The sequence below is a fragment of the Pantoea sp. GCM10028869 genome (assembly GCF_042666835.1).
Taxonomy (GTDB): Bacteria; Pseudomonadota; Gammaproteobacteria; order Enterobacterales; family Enterobacteriaceae; genus Pantoea; species Pantoea leporis.
Map to the genome: position 1 here is coordinate 22,909 of NZ_JBHTGO010000014.1, position 18,044 is coordinate 40,952.

The following is an 18,044-nucleotide window of genomic DNA, read 5'->3' on the forward strand; positions in this document are numbered from 1 at the left end:
ATCTCTATGCAGAACGTAACGCCCATGCTAGCCCGTAAAGATGAACGCACCCCGGATGAGTCTCGCTCATCACTGCCGGGCGGCGTGTTTGGCTTTCTCTCGTACTGGTGCGCACTGGCGATTCCGTTCATGCTCTACGGCTCCAACACGCTGTTCTTCTTCCTCTACACCTGGCCATTCTTCCTCGCGCTGCTGCCGGTTTCGGTACTGATTGGTATCGTGCTCAGCCTGATGATCCGCACTCATTTATTCTGGAGCGGGATCGCCACGGCGATTGTGGTGGTGTGCTTGTTCTGGCTGCTGTTCTCATTTCTCTCCGGTTGGTAACGCCCAGCTGATGTGCAAACGCATCGGCAGGTTACAAAACTTTACCTGCCGTCTCGCCTCCCACTCTGGCATTATTTGCACGGCTAAACGCCCGTGCGCGGCATTTTCGCCGTCGCAGTGGAGTCCAGCGTCAAGTTATGGGATGATTGGGCCGTTTTTCAGGGGGCGGGGATGGGAAAACTGACGTTACTGCTACTCGTGCTGCTGGGATGGCTTCAATATTCCCTGTGGCTGGGTAAGAACGGTATTCATGACTATACGCGCGTCAACGAAGACGTCGCGACACAACAGGCGAATAACGCCAAGCTTAAAGCGCGTAACGATCAGCTATTCGCCGAAATTGACGATCTCAATGGCGGCTCTGAAGCGATCGAAGAACGCGCACGTAATGAACTGGGCATGATTAAGCCCGGTGAGACTTTCTATCGTCTGGTGCCAGACCAGAACAAACGTAACGCGCAACAAGCTGCGCAAAATCAACAACGATAAGCCATGAACAAGCGCCCGATCCTTGCGGATGTGATTGCCGTGGTGCCCGCCGCAGGTGTGGGCAGCCGAATGCAGGCTGCCTGCCCAAAACAGTATCTGACCATTGGTCAATTCACCCTTCTTGAACACAGCGTCGCTCGTCTGCTGGCACATCCTGCGGTAAAACAGGTGATTGTGCCGGTCAGCAATGATGATGGCTGGTTCGATTCACTGCCGCTGGCGCAGGATTCCCGTATTCTCCGCGTGACCGGTGGCGACACGCGCGCCGAATCAGTGCTGGCGGGCTTAAACGCCATTCACCACAGCGAATGGGTGCTGGTGCATGACGCCGCGCGTCCTTGCCTGCATCCGGACGATTTAGCACGTCTGCTGGCGGTACGTGAGTACAGCAAGGTTGGCGGAATTCTGGCGGCGCCGGTGCGCGACACCATGAAACGCGCCGAACCGGGCAAAACCGCCATCGCCCACACCGTTGAACGCGAGGATTTATGGCACGCGTTAACGCCGCAATTTTTCCCGCATCAACTGCTCACCGCTTGCCTGACGCGCGCACTCCATGAAGGCGCTACCATTACCGATGAAGCGTCGGCGCTGGAGTATTGCGGTTATCACCCGGAATTGGTGAGTGGACGCAGCGACAATATTAAGGTGACGCGGCCAGAAGATCTGGCGCTGGCGGCCTTCTATCTTACCCAGATTCAGTTACAGGAGAGCGCATGATGCGTATCGGTCACGGTTTTGACGTTCACGCTTTTGGCGGCGAAGGTCCGTTAGTGATTGGCGGGGTGCGTATTCCCTTCGAACACGGTTTTATTGCCCATTCTGATGGTGATGTGGCGCTGCATGCGTTGACGGATGCCTTGCTCGGCGCGGTGGCGATGGGCGATATTGGCAAGTTGTTCCCGGATACCGATCCGGCGTTTAAAGGCGCTGACAGCCGCGGTTTGCTGCGCGAAGCCTGGCGTCGGATTCAGCTGAAAGGCTATCGCATCGGTAACGTTGATGTGACCATCATTGCGCAGGCACCGAAAATGTTGCCGCATGTGCCGCAGATGCGCGTCAATATCGCCGAAGATCTCGGTTGCCATATGGATGACGTCAACGTCAAAGCCACCACCACCGAAAAGCTGGGCTTTACCGGGCGTGGCGAAGGCATTGCCTGTGAAGCGGTTGCGCTGCTGATAAAGGCCGATCAGGCATGAGTGAACTGCATTACCTGCACGGCGTGCCGACTGCCACCGGCGTCATAAAAGCCAATCCCGAAGATTTCGTGGTGATTGAAGATCTTGGCTATCCCTATGATGGCGAAGGTGAACAGCTGTTGGTGCGCATCCGTAAAATTGGCTGCAATACGCGCTTTGTCGCTGAAGCCATCGCCAAATTTCTCGGCGTGCCGGTGCGTGACCTTAGCTACGCCGGCATGAAAGATCGTCATGCCGTCACCGAGCAAACGCTCTGTTTCCGCGTGCCCGGCAATGGCATGCCGAATCTGGCCGGATTCCAGCTGGAAGGCGTTGAAATCCTGCAGGTGATTCGCCACAAACGCAAACTGCGTACCGGCGCGCTGGCGGGCAATGCGTTCCGCTTAGTGGTGCGTCAGATCTCCGATCGCCGTGAAGTCGACGCACGTTTACAGCAGATTCAACAGCGCGGCGTGCCGAACTACTTTGGTGAGCAGCGCTTTGGTCGTGGCGGCAACAACCTAACGCAGGCGAAACAGTGGGCGCAAGAGACATTCCGTCCGCGCGATCGCAATATGAAAGGTTTGCTGTTGTCAGCGACCCGCAGTCATCTGTTTAATCAGGTGACCAGCGCGCGTTTGCAGCGTGATGGCGCACTGGATGTGGTGCAGGTGGGCGATGCGGTACAGCTGGCCGGTCGCGGCAGCTGGTTCGTGGCGCAGGCGGAAGAGTTGCCTGACGTGCAGCAGCGCATCGATAATCATCAACTGCGCATCACTGCGCCGCTGCCGGGTCGCGGTGATGCGGGTCCGCAAGGCGACGCGCTGCTTTTTGAGCAGCAGAGCCTGGCAGGCGCAGAAGAATTGATTACACTGCTTGAGCGCGAGCGGGTTGATGCCGCGCGTCGTGCAATGCTGGTGGTGCCAAAGGATCTGCGCTGGGAATGGTGGGACGATGTGACGCTGGAGATGCAGTTCTGGCTGCCCGCGGGCAGTTTTGCCACCAGCGTGGTGCGTGAGCTTCTCCAACAAGAAGGTAACAATGCGGATATTGCTGAGTAACGATGATGGAATTCATGCGCCAGGTATTCAGACGCTGGCGCGTGCTTTACGTGAGTTTGCCGAGGTGCAGGTTGTCGCGCCCGATCGCAATCGTAGCGGCGCATCTAACTCGCTCACGCTGGAGACGCCGCTGCGTACCTTTACACATGAAAACGGCGATATCGCGTTGCAGATGGGCACGCCGACCGACTGCGTGTTCCTCGGCGTGAACAAGCTGATGCAGCCGCGTCCCGATATCGTCGTGTCCGGCATCAACGCCGGTCCAAACCTTGGCGACGATGTGATTTACTCCGGTACCGTCGCTGCGGCAATGGAAGGGCGCCATCTTGGCTTGCCTGCGCTCGCCGTTTCGCTCAACGGACATCAGCATTACGACACCGCCGCATCCATCACTTGTACGCTGTTACGTGCGCTGTCGCGCGCTCCGCTGCGTACCGGCCGTATTCTCAATATCAACGTGCCTGATTTGCCGTTAGCGGAGATCAAAGGTTTCCGCGTGACCCGCTGCGGCAGCCGCCATCCCGCCGATCAGGTTATCTGCACCGAAGACCCGCGCGGCCAGCCGCTTTACTGGATTGGCCCGCCGGGGCAAAAGCTGGATGCAGGCCCGGATACCGATTTCGCTGCGGTGGATGCGGGCTACGTTTCGTTGACCGCGCTGCATGTGGATTTGACCGCGCATGCTGCACAAGAAGTATTGAGTGACTGGCTGACCCAGGCAGAGGTAAAACTCGCATGGTGAATCGCCGCATCGAAACGCTTTTGGAGCAGCTGCGCGCGCAGGGCATTCATGATGAACACCTGCTGAAAGCCATTGCCGATGTGCCTCGTGAGCGTTTTATCGATGAGGCGTTTGAGCATAAAGCGTGGGAAAACGTTGCGCTGCCGATTGGCAACGGCCAGACCATCTCTCAGCCTTACATGGTGGCGCGCATGACCGCCTTGTTAGAGCTCACGCCGGAATCGCGCGTGCTGGAAATCGGCACCGGTTCTGGCTATCAGACCGCGATTCTGGCGCATCTGGTTAATCATGTTTATTCCGTCGAACGCATCAAGGGCTTGCAGTGGCAGGCTAAGCGTCGCCTCAAGCAACTCGATCTGCATAATATCTCTACCCGGCATGGCGATGGCTGGCAGGGCTGGGCGACGCGAGGTCCGTTTGATGCCATTATCGTGACCGCCGCACCGCCTGAAATTCCGACTTTGCTGATAGCGCAATTAGGTGACGGCGGCAAAATGGTGCTGCCGGTTGGTGAGGATCAGCAGGTATTGAAGCGTTTGCGTCGTCAGGGCGATGAATTGATTGAAGAAATCATCGAACCCGTGCGCTTTGTGCCGTTGGTTCAGGGCGATCTGGCCTAGGACAGCATTACGCAATTCTTCACAACTGTTACATGGCACGGCACAGTTGATATTGTTACTATCCTTGTTTATCAATGCTAAAAACCGTTTTTAACGTTACGCGCAGTGGATAATGCGGTTAACGCCGTTACACATTTATATTCAGGGTTGCCATCACGGGGGATCAGTGAGCATGGGAAGCACAGCATTTCAATTACGCCGTTTGGCGGCACTTTCTTTGGTAGGTTTTTGGCTGGCGGGCTGTAGTTCTGGCGATAATACACAGGCACCCATTAGCCAGATTGGTGGCAATAGCGGCGATAGCGGTATGGCTTCAGCCCCAGTCGGCGGCATGATCTCTTCGCAAAACAGCGCTGTGCCCGCGATGCCACGTGGCGGAATGTTAAGCGGCGGCACACCATCGGCACAACCGTCAGGTGGAATGGTAAGTGACAATAACAATGTGGCCACGGAAAATGGTCGCATTGTGTACAATCGCAATTATGGGAATATTCCTAAAGGTAGCTACGGTGGTGAAACCTATACCGTTAAACGTGGCGATACCCTGTTCTACATTGCCTGGATTACCGGCAACGATTTTCGCGATCTGGCACAGCGTAACAATATTGCAGCCCCGTATGGCTTGAACGCTGGGCAAACGCTGCAGGTTGGTAATGGTAACGGCCAGACCATTACCGGTGGAAACGCGATTACTGCCGCCGATGCAACGCAGGGCGGCGTGCCAGTTACACCGAGCCAGACGCAAATTAAATCCACCCCTGTTGCACAGCAACCTGTTATTACGTATTCTGATGATTCGGGTAATTCGTCGGGTAGCAAATTGCTGCCGTCGAAAGGAGCAAATAATGTGGCAACGACCACAGCTCCGGTTGTCGCACCACCTACAGTCAGCAGCACGACTAATAGCACAACTCCAGTGGGAAGCTGGCGTTGGCCGACTGATGGGAAGATCATCGATAACTTCTCCGCTGCGGAAGGCGGAAATAAAGGGGTCGATATCGCCGGTTCGCGTGGACAACCTGTTGTCGCCACAGCTTCGGGAAGAGTGGTGTACGCAGGCAACGCGCTCCGTGGGTACGGTAATTTAATCATCATCAAACACAATGATGACTACCTGAGCGCCTACGCCCATAACGACTCTATGCTGGTCCGGGAACAACAGGAAGTTAAGGCGGGGCAAAAAATCGCTACCATGGGTAGCACCGGTACCAGTTCAGTACGATTGCACTTTGAAATTCGTTACAAGGGGAAATCCGTAAACCCGTTGCGTTATTTACCGCAGCGATAATCCGGCAGAACCTTGGTTCTGCCCTTGGATCACGGGTAGGAGCCGCTAATGAACCAGAATACGCTGAAAGTTAACGATTTACATGAAGATGCGGAATTCGAGGAAAACAACGGAGCTGAGGTTTTTGATGAGAAGGCTCTCGTTGAGAACGAACCTGGTGATAACAACGACGTAGCGGAAGAAGAGCTGTTGTCACAGGGTGCGACGCAACGCGTTTTGGATGCGACGCAGCTTTACCTCGGAGAGATTGGTTATTCACCGCTGCTGACGGCAGAAGAAGAAGTCTTCTTTGCGCGCCGTGCACTGCGGGGTGACATTCCATCTCGCCGCCGCATGATTGAAAGTAACTTACGCTTGGTAGTAAAGATTGCCCGTCGTTATAGCAATCGTGGTCTGGCGCTGCTGGATCTGATTGAAGAGGGTAATCTCGGCTTGATTCGCGCCGTAGAGAAGTTTGACCCAGAACGTGGGTTCCGTTTCTCAACTTACGCCACGTGGTGGATTCGTCAGACAATTGAACGGGCGATTATGAATCAAACCCGTACCATCCGTCTGCCAATCCACATCGTTAAAGAGTTAAATGTTTACCTGCGTACCGCGCGTGAACTTTCGCACAAGCTTGATCATGAGCCAAGTGCTGAAGAGATTGCCGAGCAGCTAGACAAGCCTGTTGATGACGTGAGCCGTATGCTGCGTCTCAATGAGCGCATTACCTCGGTCGATACACCTTTGGGTGGCGATTCCGAAAAAGCGCTGCTGGATATCCTGGCCGATGAGAAAGACAACGGTCCAGAAGACACCACGCAAGACGATGATATGAAACAGAGCATCGTTAAGTGGTTGTTTGAACTGAATGCCAAGCAGCGTGAAGTGCTGGCGCGTCGTTTCGGCCTGTTAGGCTACGAAGCGGCAACGCTCGAAGATGTCGGTCGTGAAATCGGGTTGACCCGTGAACGCGTACGTCAGATTCAGGTGGAAGGACTGCGTCGTCTGCGTGAGATTCTGCAGACGCAAGGTTTGAACATCGAAGCACTGTTTCGTGAATAACAGAATACGTGGTTAATACAAGAAGCGGTGGTGAAAACCACCGCTTTTTTATTGGTTAAAATATACATACAGCACTTGTTAATTGATCAAAGTAAAATCTTTTAACGCTATCACTTAAACCCTCACCTAAATAGATAAACGTAAATTAAATCCATTAGATGTTAATTAAACATCTAATAAATGCTCAATTTATCTTGCTCTCATTTAGAGAATTGTAATGTTGCGCACGACTTTCTTTGCAATTTTGCCTTATTTCTTTTCTCCGTGTCACTCTGATAAAAGTTTTTAACATGGTGCTATGCCATTTTCTTGCTCGCTGTATCACCAGGATATTCAAGCAATGAATAACTAAAAGGGAGTGAGAAGAACAATGTGTGTGCAAAGCAGCAGTACAAAGTCACAATACTCCAGAGTGGTTTTTGGGATGCCAATATCTCTGCTATGGGGATATATTGCGATGGCCATCTTCATGACCGGCGATGGCATCGAACTGGCTCATCTCTCCCGATATCTCTACGATCTCGGCTATGGAGAAAAACAAGTTTCATTAGTTTTCACCGTTTATGCGTTAACGGCAGCAGTTTCAAGTTGGCTTTCCGGTGCCGTCAGTGAAATTTATGGTCCGAAGAAAATTATGCTCACCGGCGCTATTTGGTGGATGGTGTTACATGCCGTATTTGTTTATTTTGGCGTAAGTGAAAATAACTTTACCTTAATGTTGGTGAGTTATACGTTGCGCGGCTTCGCTTATCCGCTGTTCTTTTATGGATTCTATGTATTAGTAGTGCAGCGCACGCCTGAGCATCGACTTGCCTCCGCAACCGGCTGGATATGGTCGATGTTTACCATTGGTTATGGCATTACCGCTTCCTTCCTCTCCGGCCTTCTGGTGCCTGAAATTGGTTTCATTAATACGCTTTGGCTTTCACTGCTGTTTGCTGCGGTGGGCGGTGTGATTATATTGTTTACGGTTAAAACTCAGAGTGAACACAATCTAAATAGTAACGGCGTCAGTCGCAAAGAAAAATTGCGGGAAATATCGCGCGGAATAACCTTGATCTTCGAAGACCGCAGTATGTTCTTTGCGCTGATAACACGCATCTTATGTAATGTGGCATTATTTGGCCTGCCGGTATTTATGCCGATCTATTTCACCCGTGAATTAGGATTTTCTACTAAAGAGTGGGCGACTATCTGGGGCGTATTTTTCCTGGTTCAACCACTAACCAATGTGCTTTGGGGCATTATTGGCGATCGTATTGGCTGGATTTTTCAAATGCGCTGGTTTGGTTTCTTCGGATGCACGATTACCACTGCCGCTTTCTATTATTTACCCTCATTTTTCCCAGGTAATCTGGCGTTAGCCATTGTCTGCGCGCTGTTATTAGCCTTAACGCTTACCTCCTTTGTGCCAATGGGGGCTATTTTCCCGATGCTGGCGCCGCAGCATAAAGGCGCTGCGGTTTCGGTGCAAAATCTGGGTGGTGGTTTCGGTAATCTAATTGGTCCGGCGGTTGCCGCACTAATGTTCGGCCTGTCATTTGAAATCAAGCACGTGATTATTACTTTCTCCGTTCTCTATTTTGCTGGCGGCGTCATGACATTCTTTATTCGTGATCCCCAACCAAAAATAGAGCGTAACGCTCCTTTCAAGACCACGGCCAGCGAATCCGAATAAATACCCCCAATGAAAAGGACCACAATATGACAACACCATTTTCACTGCAAAATAAGGTCGCCATCGTCACCGGCGCCGCATCGGGAATTGGTTACGCCATTGCCCGCTGTTTAAGTGCTGCGGGTGCTCAAGTGGCGATGATCGATCGCGCAGAAGAGGTAAAAACGGTTGCCAGCAAGATGGACAACCCTGCGCGAGGTTACGTTTTCGATCTGGCTAATGTCGAAGCGCTTGGCGAACTGGTTGAGCAGATTCACCATGATTTTGGCCGCATTGACATCCTGGTCAATAACGCCGGTATTGGCATGCTGGAATCCGTGGGCGAAGTGCAACTCGCCAGCTGGAATACCACGATGTTGATTAACATGACCGCGCCATTCTTCCTCGCTCAGCATTGTGCTCGATATATGAAAGAACACGGTTTTGGCCGCCTGATTAACATCGCCTCACAGGCCAGCGTCATTGCACTCAATGAGCACGCGGCATATTGCACCAGCAAATCGGGTATGGTGTCTTTCACGCGGGTGTTGGCAGCGGAGTTGGGGCCGTTTGGTATTACCGCTAATGCCATTTCACCAACGGTGGTTGAGACGGAATTAGGTAAGCGTTACTGGCATGGGGAGCGAGCGGAGCAGATGAAATCAAAAATCCCATCACGACGTTTTGCCACACCTGACGAAGTCGCGAGTACGGTGTTGTATCTCAGCAGCAATGAAGCGGCAATGGTCAATGGCGAGAATTTAGTGATCGATGGGGGATATAGTGTGATTTAAAGCCGGGCGAGTTGATTAGTATGAGCCCGCTGAAATTGCTTAACACCAGGGAATTGTAAGAAAGAAAAAATGGCCCGCACAGAACGTTGCTTCTGGGCGGGCGAATAACTACACCAGCGTTTTCAAGCGATAGATCCATTCCAGCGCTTGCTTCGGCGTTAAGCTGTCTGGGTCCAGTGCCTCAAGCGCATCAACCGCCGGTGAGGTTTCTGCCACCAGCAACTGCATTTGCGAACCTTCCACTGTGGATGCGGCGGAGCTGCCAGATAACGCTTCCAGCTCCTTCAGCTTGTTACGCGCGCGCTTAATCACTTCCTTCGGCACGCCCGCCAGCGCCGCCACCGCGAGACCATAACTTTTGCTTGCTGCACCATCCTGCACGCTGTGCATAAAGGCGATGGTGTCTCCGTGTTCGACCGCATCCAGATGCACATTCACGACACCTTCCATTTTTTCCGGCAGCGTGGTCAGCTCGAAATAGTGGGTGGCAAACAGCGTCATGGCCTTAATGCGATTCGCCAAACTTTCAGCGCAGGCCCATGCCAGCGACAAACCATCATAAGTCGAGGTGCCACGCCCGATTTCATCCATCAGTACCAGACTGTTTTCGGTAGCGTTATGCAGAATGTTGGCGGTTTCCGTCATCTCCACCATAAAGGTTGAGCGTCCGGAAGCCAGATCATCAGCAGCCCCGACGCGCGTGAAGATGCGATCGATAGGGCCGATGACGGTCTCTTCTGCTGGCACATAGCTGCCTATCCACGCCATCAGCGCGATCAACGCTGTCTGGCGCATGTAGGTACTTTTACCGCCCATATTGGGGCCGGTAATGATCAGCATGCGACGCTGCGGTGAGAGTGACAGCGGATTCGCGATAAACGGCTCTTTCAATACCTGCTCGACCACCGGATGGCGGCCTGCAGTAATACGGATGCCGGCTTTTTCTTGCAGCACCGGGCGGCAATAATTCAGCGTCCATGCACGTTCGGCCAGGTTTGCTAGCACGTCCAGCTCAGAGAGTGCAGCCGCACTGATTTGCAGGGCTTCAAGATGCGGTAGCAAGCGGTCAAACAGCTCATCGTAAAGACCTTTCTCCAGCGCCAGCGCTTTGCCCTTCGACGTCAGGACCTTATCTTCATACTCTTTTAGTTCAGGAATGATATAGCGTTCAGCATTCTTCAGCGTCTGGCGGCGAACGTAATGAATCGGCACCAGATGGCTTTGACCACGGCTGACTTGAATGTAGTAGCCGTGAATCGCGTTAAAGCCGACTTTCAGCGTATCCAGCCCGAGTTTCTCGCGCTCTCGGATTTCCAGACGATCAAGATAATCGGTGGCACCATCGGCTAGCGCACGCCACTCGTCGAGTTCAGCATTGTATCCTGGAGCGATCACGCCACCGTCGCGCACCAGCACCGGTGGCGATTCAATGATCGCCTGTTCCAGCAACTCACGCAGTTCAGTAAATTCGCCCATCTGAGAGCGCAGATTAATTAACTGCGTGGCCTCAACGCCCTCGAGTTGTTGGTTTAACTCGGGCAACTGCTGGAAGGCATGGCGCATACGTGCCAAATCGCGTGGGCGCGCGGTGCGCAGTGCCAGTCGCGCCAGAATACGCTCCAGATCGCCCACCTGGCGCAGCACCGGCTGCAGCTCCTGACTAAGTGATTGCAGTTCTGCGATAGACTCCTGACGCCGGGCAATGGTAGTGACATCGCGCAGCGGCATATGCAGCCAGCGTTTCAGCATACGGCTGCCCATCGGCGTGACGGTTTTATCCAGTATCGCCGCCAGTGTGTTCTCGATGCCGCCGGCCAGGTTTTGCGTTATCTCCAGGTTGCGGCGCGTAGCAGCATCCATGATCACGCTATCCTGCTGACGCTCCATGCTCAGCGAGCGAATATGCGGTAACGACGTGCGTTGCGTGTCTTTAACATATTGCAGCAGACATCCTGCAGCGCGTAGCGCCAGATGCGCCTGCTCAACGCCAAAACCACTTAAATCGCGGGTGCCAAATTGCAGATTGAGCTGCTGGCGCGCCGTATCGATTTCATATTCCCACAGCGGGCGGCGACGCAGGCCACGGCGTTGATCGATCAACGTCATTGCCTGGAAATCTTCGGGATAGAGCAGTTCAGCCGGATTGGTGCGCTGCAGTTCTGCTGCCATCGTCTCCAGATCGCCGGGTTCACTCAGGCGGAAGCGACCAGAACTGATGTCCAGCGTTGCATAACCAAAACCGCGCTGGCTCTGGAAGATGGCGGCGAGCAGGTTATCCTGGCGCTCTTGCAGCAACGCTTCATCGCTGATGGTGCCGGGTGTAACGATGCGCACCACTTTTCGCTCAACCGGGCCTTTGCTCAAGGCAGGGTCGCCAATCTGCTCACAGATCGCCACCGATTCGCCGAGCTGGACCAGTTTCGCCAGATAGCCTTCAACCGCATGGTAAGGCACGCCCGCCATCGGAATAGGTTCCCCAGCAGAGGCGCCGCGTTTAGTCAGAGAGATTTCCAGCAGTTGCGAGGCGCGTTTCGCGTCATCGTAAAACAGCTCGTAAAAATCGCCCATGCGATAAAACAGCAGGATGTCAGGATGATCGGCCTTCAGGCGCAGGTATTGCTGCATCATCGGCGTATGGCCACTAAAGTCCATTTGCTCTGCTCCTTTCATCTCATTCTCACTCAACATTCATTCTTTTAATTACCTGAGGCTGGGTCAATGCAGCCCGGAAGTGTCGTTATCACTTGGGCGGATAACGAAAGCGGGATATTACCATTTTTGCCGCGTAACCTTCATCCGCCAGCAGGGCTTTATGGCTGCCGACCATAACAAATTGCCGCAAACGGTAAAAAGCAAAATTTAATGAAAAAGGTAAAGTGTGGAGCGGTTTCGCAAATTCGCGTTGCAACCGGCTGAAACGGGCGGGAAACGGGCGGGAAACGGCTAAATTTTAAGATATTGCTCTGTATGTCACCCCGATGAACGATTACCATGAGTGCTTCCGGTTTCACCTGGCTTATGGATATCCAATGCGTTTTAAGGTTGCTCTTCTTCCGCTTATTACTCTGCTTGCTGCCTGCAGCAGTAAGCCTGCATCCCATCAGCAGCCCGCCGTTGTGCCTGCACCGAAAGGCGGTTTTTTGCTGGAACCTTCGCACGCGGTTCAACCGATGTTTGGCGATTTTGCGGGTAACCCCGCCGCTGAACAGTTCATTGATCAAATGGTGGCAAAACACGGTTTTAACCGTGAGCAATTGCATGCGGTTATCGGCCAGGCGAAGCGTCTGGATTACGTGCTGCGTCTGATGGACCAGCAAGCCCCGAGCTATACGCCGCCAACCGGACCGAATGGCGCGTGGATTCGCTATCGCAACAAGTTTATTACGCCGGATAACGTGCAGAACGGCGTGGCATTCTGGAATCAGTATCAGGATGCGCTACAGCGTGCGCAGCAGGTTTACGGCGTGCCGCCGGAAATCATAGTTGGCATTATCGGCGTTGAGACGCGCTGGGGCAGGGTAATGGGCAAAACGCGCTTGCTGGATGCGCTGGCAACCTTGTCATTTAGCTATCCGCGTCGTGCAGCTTACTTCAGCGGTGAGCTGGAGACCTTCCTGCTGATGGCGCGAACAGAGCAAGACGATCCGCTGGATCTGCGCGGCTCCTTTGCCGGTGCGATGGGTTATGGACAGTTCATGCCATCCTCTTATAAGCAATACGCAGTCGATTTTAATGGCGATGGTCATATCAACCTTTGGGATCCGGTTGATGCGATTGGCAGCGTAGCCAACTACTTCAAAGAACATGGCTGGCGTGCGGGCGAGAACGTTGCGGTGCCAGCCAGCGGGCAGGCTCCGGCATTGGAGAATGGCTTTAAAACCAAGTACCCGGTCAGCACCTTAGCCGCGAGTGGGTTAACGCCGCAGGGATCGCTGGACGGCAATACTCAGGTCAGTTTGCTGCGTTTGGATCTCGGCACCAGCTATCAATATTGGTATGGTCTGCCCAACTTCTATGCCATTACGCGCTATAACCACAGCACCCACTATGCAATGGCGGTGTGGCAGTTGGGTGAAGCCGTGGCTAAAGCACGTCAGGGCAGCCTGTTTTAATGCTGTCCATATAAAGTGTGAGGGTATAAGATGGCGCCCCATTTGCGGTGCCATCTTCACCGCATCCGACTTCTGAGGAGCGCTTATGAGTACCTTACCTGCCTGTCCTGTCTGCCACGCCGATTACACCTGGCAAGATGGCGAGAACCTGAACTGCCCATCTTGCGGCCATATCTGGGCGGCAAACGCCGATGATGCATCGGACGGTTTGGTGGTACGCGATGCCAACGGCAACCTGTTAGCCGATGGCGACAGCGTCACTGTCGTTAAAGATCTTAAGGTTAAAGGCAGCTCTTCGACGTTGAAAATTGGTACCAAAGTCAAAAGCATTCGCCTGGTCGAAGGCGATCACAACATTGATTGCAAAATTGATGGTTTTGGCCAGATGAAACTCAAATCTGAGTTCGTCAAAAAGAATTAATTATGGGACTGCTTTGCGCCGTCCTGTTTGTTTCAACTCAGTAAACGATCCACTTCCTCGCACTGTTCCGCTGTTAGCTCGCCACCATAATTGCGCGAGTCGCTGCGCATTGAATCAAATCGACGTGCAACAGCCGTTTTTATGGTGGTAACAAAATCATCGCCGATAGTGTAAATCGCCATCAGTTTACCAATACGTTGTTGAATCTCACTGAGCTGCGCTACATCGCCCGCCCGCCAGGCCTGCATCGCACGGGCAAATAGCTCCGGTACAATATTGTTCAAGCCGGAGATCACACCTGAACCGCCAGCCAGTAGATTGGGCAACAGATATTCGTCATAGCCGGAAAGCACGGTGAAATCGCTGCGCACCTGCTTCGTTTCTTCAATCATTGCGCGGTTGTGCGACAAGCAATCCATGGTGTCTTTGATGCCAATAAAGTTGGGCAGCTCTGCCGCCAGTTCTGCGACCAACGCAGGCGTTAAATCACAGCCGGTGCGTGCGGGGAAATTATAGGCGAACCACTTGCCGCCCAGCTGTGTATCCAGCGCTTTGAAATAGCTCAGCAGCTGTTTATGTGTCTGCCCGTAATAGTAAGGAGGCAGCACCATCACAGCATCAAATCCGTTCTGCCAGGCCGCATCTGCCAGTTGCAGCATGTCCGCAATACAGGTGCTGGAGACATTTGCCACCATGGTCAGTGGCGAGAGTTGACGCGCCTCACGGATCAGTAACAGGCGCTCCTGCTGCGAGAGCGAGGCAAATTCGCCAATACTGCCCATCAGCAGCAAGGTATCAATACCTGATTGGCTCAGGCGCGAAAAATGGCGGCCAAGCGCATCAATATCCAGATTATTGTTGCTATCAAAGGGAGTTACTGACGGACACCATACGCCGGGCAATGCAGGTTGTGCAGACATATCAAGCTCCTTGGTTGGAAAATGAAACGTCGTTTTAACTTAATGCCATCTGCACAGGCTAACCAGCTAACGAGGGCAAAAAGGTGAGATATCGCACTTTTCTCTTTCTATAAACGCATGAAAAGCAGGTAGTGTTTAACCCCTCAGCCAAGACAGGAGCATTGCCATGCAAGACTGGAATCCACAGCTGTATCGCCAATTTGAATCAGAGCGAACCCGCCCGGCGCGCGAGCTATTGGAGCGCATTCCGCTCGATGATGTGCGCTTTGCCACCGATCTTGGTTGCGGACCCGGCAACAGCACCGAGCTACTGGCACAAGCCTGGCCGGAGGCGCAGATAACCGGCATTGACAGTTCTGCGGCAATGTTAGAACAGGCGCGCGAACGTCTCCCCAACTGCCATTTCCTGCAGGCCGATATTCGTCGCTGGCAGGCTGAACAGCCGCAGCAGGTTGTCTATGCCAACGCCTCGCTGCAGTGGCTGACCGAGCATCACACCTTGCTGCCGCATCTGGTTGATCAATTGGCCATCGGTGGCGCGCTAGCGATTCAGATGCCGGATAATCTTGAAGAACCATCGCACCGTCTGATGCGTGAAGTGGCGGCGAATGAAAAATGGCAGGCGCTGATTTCGCCACAAGCGGCGGATCGCAAACGTCTGCTAACCACCGATCGCTATTACGATCTGCTGACCGATGCGGGTTGTCAGGTTGATGTCTGGCGCACTACTTATTATCACCCGATGGCAGATGCGCAGGGCATCATTACCTGGTTGCGTGCCACCGGGCTGCGTCCTTTCCTCGCGGGGCTGGATGAAACGCAGCAGGCAGCATTTCTCCATGATTATCATCAGGCTCTCATTCCGGCTTACCCCGCACGCAGTAACGGCCAGGTTTTGTTAGCCTTCCCACGTCTGTTTATGGTTGCAGTGAAAACTGGCTAAGGTATCTGGAAGCCACTACGCAGAAATGATGGCTGAAGGTTGAAAAGGGCTTTTCAGCGCACCATTTACTGCTAACGTGAAGCGCCACAACGGGAGAAGGCGATGAACGATGAACAGTTACAGCAGCTAAGTCACCGCATTGGCGAACAGCTGAAAAGACGCCAGGCCACGGTGACCGCTGCAGAATCCTGCACCGGTGGCTGGATTGCGAAAGTATTTACTGATATCAGCGGTAGCTCTGCCTGGTTTGAGCGCGGTTTCGTCACTTACAGCAATGAAGCTAAGCAGCAGATGGTCGGCGTACAGGAGACAACGCTGCAGCAGCATGGCGCCGTAAGTGAACAGACGGTGCGTGAGATGGCTACCGGTGCGGCTAAAGCGGCAGCGGCAGAATACGCCATCGCTGTAAGCGGCATTGCCGGTCCTGAAGGTGGCACGCCCGATAAACCGGTGGGCACCGTGTGGTTTGCGATTGTGGGCCCAGAGGGACGCGTACTAGCGCAGCGCCAGATCTTTGCTGGCAACCGTGATGCGGTACGCCGTCAGTCAGTGGCTTGGGCGCTGCAAACGCTGCTTGATGAATTTCTGATAAATTAAAACTTGATACTGTATGACCATACAGTATAATTAGCGGCAACAGAACGAGCGACATACTTGATGTCGACTCACCCAGCATGATTAGGAGTGGAAATGGCGATCGACGAGAACAAACAGAAGGCTTTAGCTGCCGCACTGGGCCAGATTGAGAAGCAATTTGGTAAAGGCTCCATCATGCGCTTGGGTGAAGACCGCTCAATGGATGTCGAAACCATCTCTACCGGCTCACTGTCACTGGATATCGCGCTGGGCGCGGGTGGCTTGCCGATGGGCCGTATCGTTGAGATTTACGGACCAGAATCTTCGGGTAAAACCACGCTGACGCTGCAGGTTATTGCTTCTGCACAGCGTAAAGGTAAAACCTGTGCCTTTATCGATGCTGAGCACGCACTGGATCCGGTGTACGCGAAAAAACTGGGCGTTGATATCGATAACCTGCTGTGTTCACAGCCGGATACCGGTGAGCAAGCGCTGGAGATTTGTGATGCGCTGGCGCGTTCAGGCGCAGTTGACGTCATCATCGTCGACTCCGTGGCGGCGCTGACGCCGAAAGCGGAAATCGAAGGCGAGATTGGCGATTCGCACATGGGTCTGGCCGCTCGTATGATGAGCCAGGCAATGCGTAAGCTGGCGGGTAACCTGAAGCAGTCCAACACGCTGCTGATCTTCATCAACCAGATTCGTATGAAGATTGGTGTGATGTTCGGTAACCCGGAAACCACAACAGGCGGTAACGCACTGAAATTCTACGCTTCTGTTCGTCTTGATATCCGCCGTATCGGTGCGATTAAAGAGGGCGACGAAGTGGTAGGTAGCGAAACCCGCGTGAAAGTCGTGAAGAACAAAGTTGCGGCACCGTTTAAGCAGGCTGAATTCCAAATCATGTACGGAGAAGGTATCAACACCTTTGGCGAGCTGGTGGATCTTGGCGTGAAGCACAAACTGGTTGAGAAAGCCGGCGCGTGGTACAGCTACAACGGTGAGAAGATTGGTCAGGGTAAAGCTAACTCCACCAACTTCCTTAAAGAGAACCCGGCGATTGCGAATGAAATCGACAAGAAGCTGCGTGACTTACTGCTAAGTGGTGATGTCGCCGCCGCAGACACCGCGAAAATCTCCGCGGATGATCGCGAAGAAGCCAGCGAAACCAACGAAGATTTCTAAAATATTAACGGGAGCCGAGATGCTCCCGTTTTGCTTTTCCCCGCCAGCGCTTTTCCTCTCTGCCTTCTTGCTTTACCCTGCGACCCTGCACGACTGTTAGAACAAGGTTGATCCTATGTCATCATCACCATCTGCGGCACCGGTGCCAACATATTCCCGTTTACTCGACCGCGCTATGCGCATCCTTTCGCAGCGCGACCATAGCCGTGAAGAGCTGAAGCGTAAATTGCAGCTCTCTTCCCAACGTGCGGCTTATCTGCAGCAGCAGGAAAATACGCCCATTCCCAACGAGTTACTGGAAAAAGTGCTCGACTGGTGTCAGGAGAGCGGTTGGCTCAACGATGAGCGCTTTACCGAACGCTTTATTCAAAGCCGTGCACGTAAAGGATATGGTCCACAGCGCGTGCGTATGGAATTGCAGCAAAAGGGGATTGGCCGTGAGGAGATCAATCAGGCGCTATTCGATACCGACGTAGACTGGAGCCAGTGCGCAGCCGATCTTGCCAAACGCAAATTTGGCGAACCCTTACCGCAAACCTGGACTGAGAAAAGCAAGGTACAGCGTTTTTTAATGTCGAAAGGCTTTATGATGGAAGATATTCAGGCTGTTTTCAGAAATAGTGACGACTGAAAGGCGATGTGATTTTACTTCCCACTGAAGAAAATTTATCTTATTCCCAC

Annotated in this window: 19 protein-coding genes; 17 read left to right on the forward strand and 2 right to left on the reverse strand. The window is 53.3% G+C overall.

Translation table 11 applies throughout. From position 1 onward, the window contains the following. The first annotated feature begins 6 nt into the window (after positions 1–6). The 11 genes from ACFQW4_RS22985 to ACFQW4_RS23035 all read left to right on the forward strand — a co-directional run bounded on the left by ACFQW4_RS22985 (position 7) and on the right by ACFQW4_RS23035 (position 9,206). A complete protein-coding gene (locus tag ACFQW4_RS22985) occupies positions 7–327 on the forward strand; it encodes a DUF3561 family protein (RefSeq protein WP_101762603.1) in 321 nt (106 codons plus the stop codon). 171 nt (positions 328–498) lie between these two features. Continuing rightward, entirely contained in the window at positions 499–816 is a 318-nt protein-coding gene (gene ftsB, locus ACFQW4_RS22990) for a cell division protein FtsB (protein WP_101762604.1), read from the forward strand. Positions 817–819: 3 nt separating this feature from the next. Further along, positions 820–1,536, forward strand: coding sequence for a 2-C-methyl-D-erythritol 4-phosphate cytidylyltransferase (ispD, locus tag ACFQW4_RS22995; protein WP_137386339.1), 717 nt, complete (start codon positions 820–822; stop codon positions 1,534–1,536). After that, positions 1,536–2,018, forward strand: coding sequence for a 2-C-methyl-D-erythritol 2,4-cyclodiphosphate synthase (gene ispF, locus ACFQW4_RS23000; RefSeq protein WP_061719965.1), 483 nt, complete (start codon positions 1,536–1,538; stop codon positions 2,016–2,018). Before ispD ends, ispF begins: the two co-directional genes overlap by 1 nt. Continuing rightward, entirely contained in the window at positions 2,015–3,058 is a 1,044-nt protein-coding gene (truD, locus tag ACFQW4_RS23005; RefSeq protein WP_377727893.1) for a tRNA pseudouridine(13) synthase TruD, read from the forward strand. Before ispF ends, truD begins: the two co-directional genes overlap by 4 nt. After that, positions 3,039–3,800, forward strand: a complete 762-nt coding sequence (gene surE / locus ACFQW4_RS23010; RefSeq protein ID WP_101762607.1) for a 5'/3'-nucleotidase SurE — start codon at positions 3,039–3,041, stop codon at positions 3,798–3,800. The genes truD and surE overlap by 20 nt, the downstream gene beginning before the upstream one ends. After that, positions 3,794–4,420, forward strand: coding sequence for a protein-L-isoaspartate(D-aspartate) O-methyltransferase (locus ACFQW4_RS23015; protein ID WP_008104533.1), 627 nt, complete (start codon positions 3,794–3,796; stop codon positions 4,418–4,420). The genes surE and ACFQW4_RS23015 overlap by 7 nt, the downstream gene beginning before the upstream one ends. A 172-nt stretch (positions 4,421–4,592) precedes the next feature. Continuing rightward, on the forward strand, positions 4,593–5,708 hold the full coding sequence (gene nlpD, locus ACFQW4_RS23020; protein ID WP_309833548.1) for a murein hydrolase activator NlpD: 1,116 nt from the start codon (positions 4,593–4,595) through the stop codon (positions 5,706–5,708). A gap of 48 nt (positions 5,709–5,756) precedes the next feature. After that, positions 5,757–6,755 (forward strand): RNA polymerase sigma factor RpoS, encoded by a 999-nt coding sequence (rpoS, locus tag ACFQW4_RS23025; protein ID WP_007893257.1) that lies wholly within the window; start codon positions 5,757–5,759, stop codon positions 6,753–6,755. Positions 6,756–7,179: 424 nt separating this feature from the next. Next, a complete protein-coding gene (locus tag ACFQW4_RS23030) occupies positions 7,180–8,433 on the forward strand; it encodes an MFS transporter (RefSeq protein ID WP_377727899.1) in 1,254 nt (417 codons plus the stop codon). 26 nt (positions 8,434–8,459) lie between these two features. Then, on the forward strand, positions 8,460–9,206 hold the full coding sequence (locus ACFQW4_RS23035; protein WP_101762610.1) for a GolD/DthD family dehydrogenase: 747 nt from the start codon (positions 8,460–8,462) through the stop codon (positions 9,204–9,206). 108 nt (positions 9,207–9,314) lie between these two features. Here the strand turns inward: ACFQW4_RS23035 and mutS are convergent, their stop codons facing one another. Further along, positions 9,315–11,858, reverse strand: coding sequence for a DNA mismatch repair protein MutS (gene mutS, locus ACFQW4_RS23040; RefSeq protein ID WP_137386334.1), 2,544 nt, complete (start codon positions 11,856–11,858; stop codon positions 9,315–9,317). 377 nt (positions 11,859–12,235) lie between these two features. On the opposite strand from mutS, the gene mltB reads away from it, so the two are divergent. Then, complete coding sequence (gene mltB, locus ACFQW4_RS23045) at positions 12,236–13,318, forward strand: lytic murein transglycosylase B (RefSeq protein ID WP_101762612.1); 1,083 nt, start codon at positions 12,236–12,238, stop codon at positions 13,316–13,318. Positions 13,319–13,403: 85 nt separating this feature from the next. Beyond that, positions 13,404–13,739, forward strand: coding sequence for a zinc ribbon domain-containing protein YjdM (locus ACFQW4_RS23050; RefSeq protein WP_377727904.1), 336 nt, complete (start codon positions 13,404–13,406; stop codon positions 13,737–13,739). Between the two features lie 32 nt (positions 13,740–13,771). Here ACFQW4_RS23050 and ACFQW4_RS23055 read toward each other — a convergent pair whose 3' ends face one another. Further along, positions 13,772–14,659: a dihydrodipicolinate synthase family protein gene (locus tag ACFQW4_RS23055; protein ID WP_377727907.1), complete on the reverse strand. Its 888-nt coding sequence runs from the start codon at positions 14,657–14,659 to the stop codon at positions 13,772–13,774. A 166-nt stretch (positions 14,660–14,825) separates the two neighbouring features. On the opposite strand from ACFQW4_RS23055, the gene tam reads away from it, so the two are divergent. The 4 genes from tam (at position 14,826) to ACFQW4_RS23075 (ending at position 17,994) form a co-directional block, all read left to right on the forward strand. Beyond that, positions 14,826–15,602 (forward strand): trans-aconitate 2-methyltransferase, encoded by a 777-nt coding sequence (tam, locus tag ACFQW4_RS23060; RefSeq protein WP_192411990.1) that lies wholly within the window; start codon positions 14,826–14,828, stop codon positions 15,600–15,602. A gap of 102 nt (positions 15,603–15,704) precedes the next feature. Continuing rightward, positions 15,705–16,199 carry a nicotinamide-nucleotide amidase gene (gene pncC / locus ACFQW4_RS23065; RefSeq protein ID WP_192236520.1) on the forward strand — a complete coding sequence of 165 codons (495 nt, stop codon included), beginning with the start codon at positions 15,705–15,707 and terminating at the stop codon, positions 16,197–16,199. A 93-nt stretch (positions 16,200–16,292) separates the two neighbouring features. Beyond that, complete coding sequence (gene recA / locus ACFQW4_RS23070; RefSeq protein WP_101762617.1) at positions 16,293–17,363, forward strand: recombinase RecA; 1,071 nt, start codon at positions 16,293–16,295, stop codon at positions 17,361–17,363. Between the two features lie 115 nt (positions 17,364–17,478). Further along, the gene (locus tag ACFQW4_RS23075; RefSeq protein WP_222234628.1) at positions 17,479–17,994 is read left to right on the forward strand and encodes a regulatory protein RecX; all 516 of its coding nucleotides are present in this window, start codon (positions 17,479–17,481) and stop codon (positions 17,992–17,994) included. The last annotated feature ends 50 nt before the right edge of the window (positions 17,995–18,044 follow it).

Excerpts from the sequence above, each read along its gene's own strand:
- recA (WP_101762617.1), top strand. The coding sequence starts at position 16,293 with ATGGCGATCGACGAGAACAAACAGAAGGCTTTAGCTGCCGCACTGGGC.
- surE (WP_101762607.1), top strand. The coding sequence starts at position 3,039 with ATGCGGATATTGCTGAGTAACGATGATGGAATTCATGCGCCAGGTATT.
- ACFQW4_RS23075 (WP_222234628.1), top strand. The coding sequence starts at position 17,479 with ATGTCATCATCACCATCTGCGGCACCGGTGCCAACATATTCCCGTTTA.
- mutS (WP_137386334.1), bottom strand. The coding sequence starts at position 11,858 with ATGGACTTTAGTGGCCATACGCCGATGATGCAGCAATACCTGCGCCTG.
- ACFQW4_RS23015 (WP_008104533.1), top strand. The coding sequence starts at position 3,794 with ATGGTGAATCGCCGCATCGAAACGCTTTTGGAGCAGCTGCGCGCGCAG.
- ACFQW4_RS23055 (WP_377727907.1), bottom strand. The coding sequence starts at position 14,659 with ATGTCTGCACAACCTGCATTGCCCGGCGTATGGTGTCCGTCAGTAACT.
- ispF (WP_061719965.1), top strand. The coding sequence starts at position 1,536 with ATGCGTATCGGTCACGGTTTTGACGTTCACGCTTTTGGCGGCGAAGGT.
- nlpD (WP_309833548.1), top strand. The coding sequence starts at position 4,593 with ATGGGAAGCACAGCATTTCAATTACGCCGTTTGGCGGCACTTTCTTTG.
- rpoS (WP_007893257.1), top strand. The coding sequence starts at position 5,757 with ATGAACCAGAATACGCTGAAAGTTAACGATTTACATGAAGATGCGGAA.
- ACFQW4_RS22985 (WP_101762603.1), top strand. The coding sequence starts at position 7 with ATGCAGAACGTAACGCCCATGCTAGCCCGTAAAGATGAACGCACCCCG.
- ispD (WP_137386339.1), top strand. The coding sequence starts at position 820 with ATGAACAAGCGCCCGATCCTTGCGGATGTGATTGCCGTGGTGCCCGCC.
- pncC (WP_192236520.1), top strand. The coding sequence starts at position 15,705 with ATGAACGATGAACAGTTACAGCAGCTAAGTCACCGCATTGGCGAACAG.
- mltB (WP_101762612.1), top strand. The coding sequence starts at position 12,236 with ATGCGTTTTAAGGTTGCTCTTCTTCCGCTTATTACTCTGCTTGCTGCC.
- tam (WP_192411990.1), top strand. The coding sequence starts at position 14,826 with ATGCAAGACTGGAATCCACAGCTGTATCGCCAATTTGAATCAGAGCGA.
- ACFQW4_RS23030 (WP_377727899.1), top strand. The coding sequence starts at position 7,180 with ATGCCAATATCTCTGCTATGGGGATATATTGCGATGGCCATCTTCATG.
- ftsB (WP_101762604.1), top strand. The coding sequence starts at position 499 with ATGGGAAAACTGACGTTACTGCTACTCGTGCTGCTGGGATGGCTTCAA.
- ACFQW4_RS23035 (WP_101762610.1), top strand. The coding sequence starts at position 8,460 with ATGACAACACCATTTTCACTGCAAAATAAGGTCGCCATCGTCACCGGC.
- truD (WP_377727893.1), top strand. The coding sequence starts at position 2,015 with ATGAGTGAACTGCATTACCTGCACGGCGTGCCGACTGCCACCGGCGTC.
- ACFQW4_RS23050 (WP_377727904.1), top strand. The coding sequence starts at position 13,404 with ATGAGTACCTTACCTGCCTGTCCTGTCTGCCACGCCGATTACACCTGG.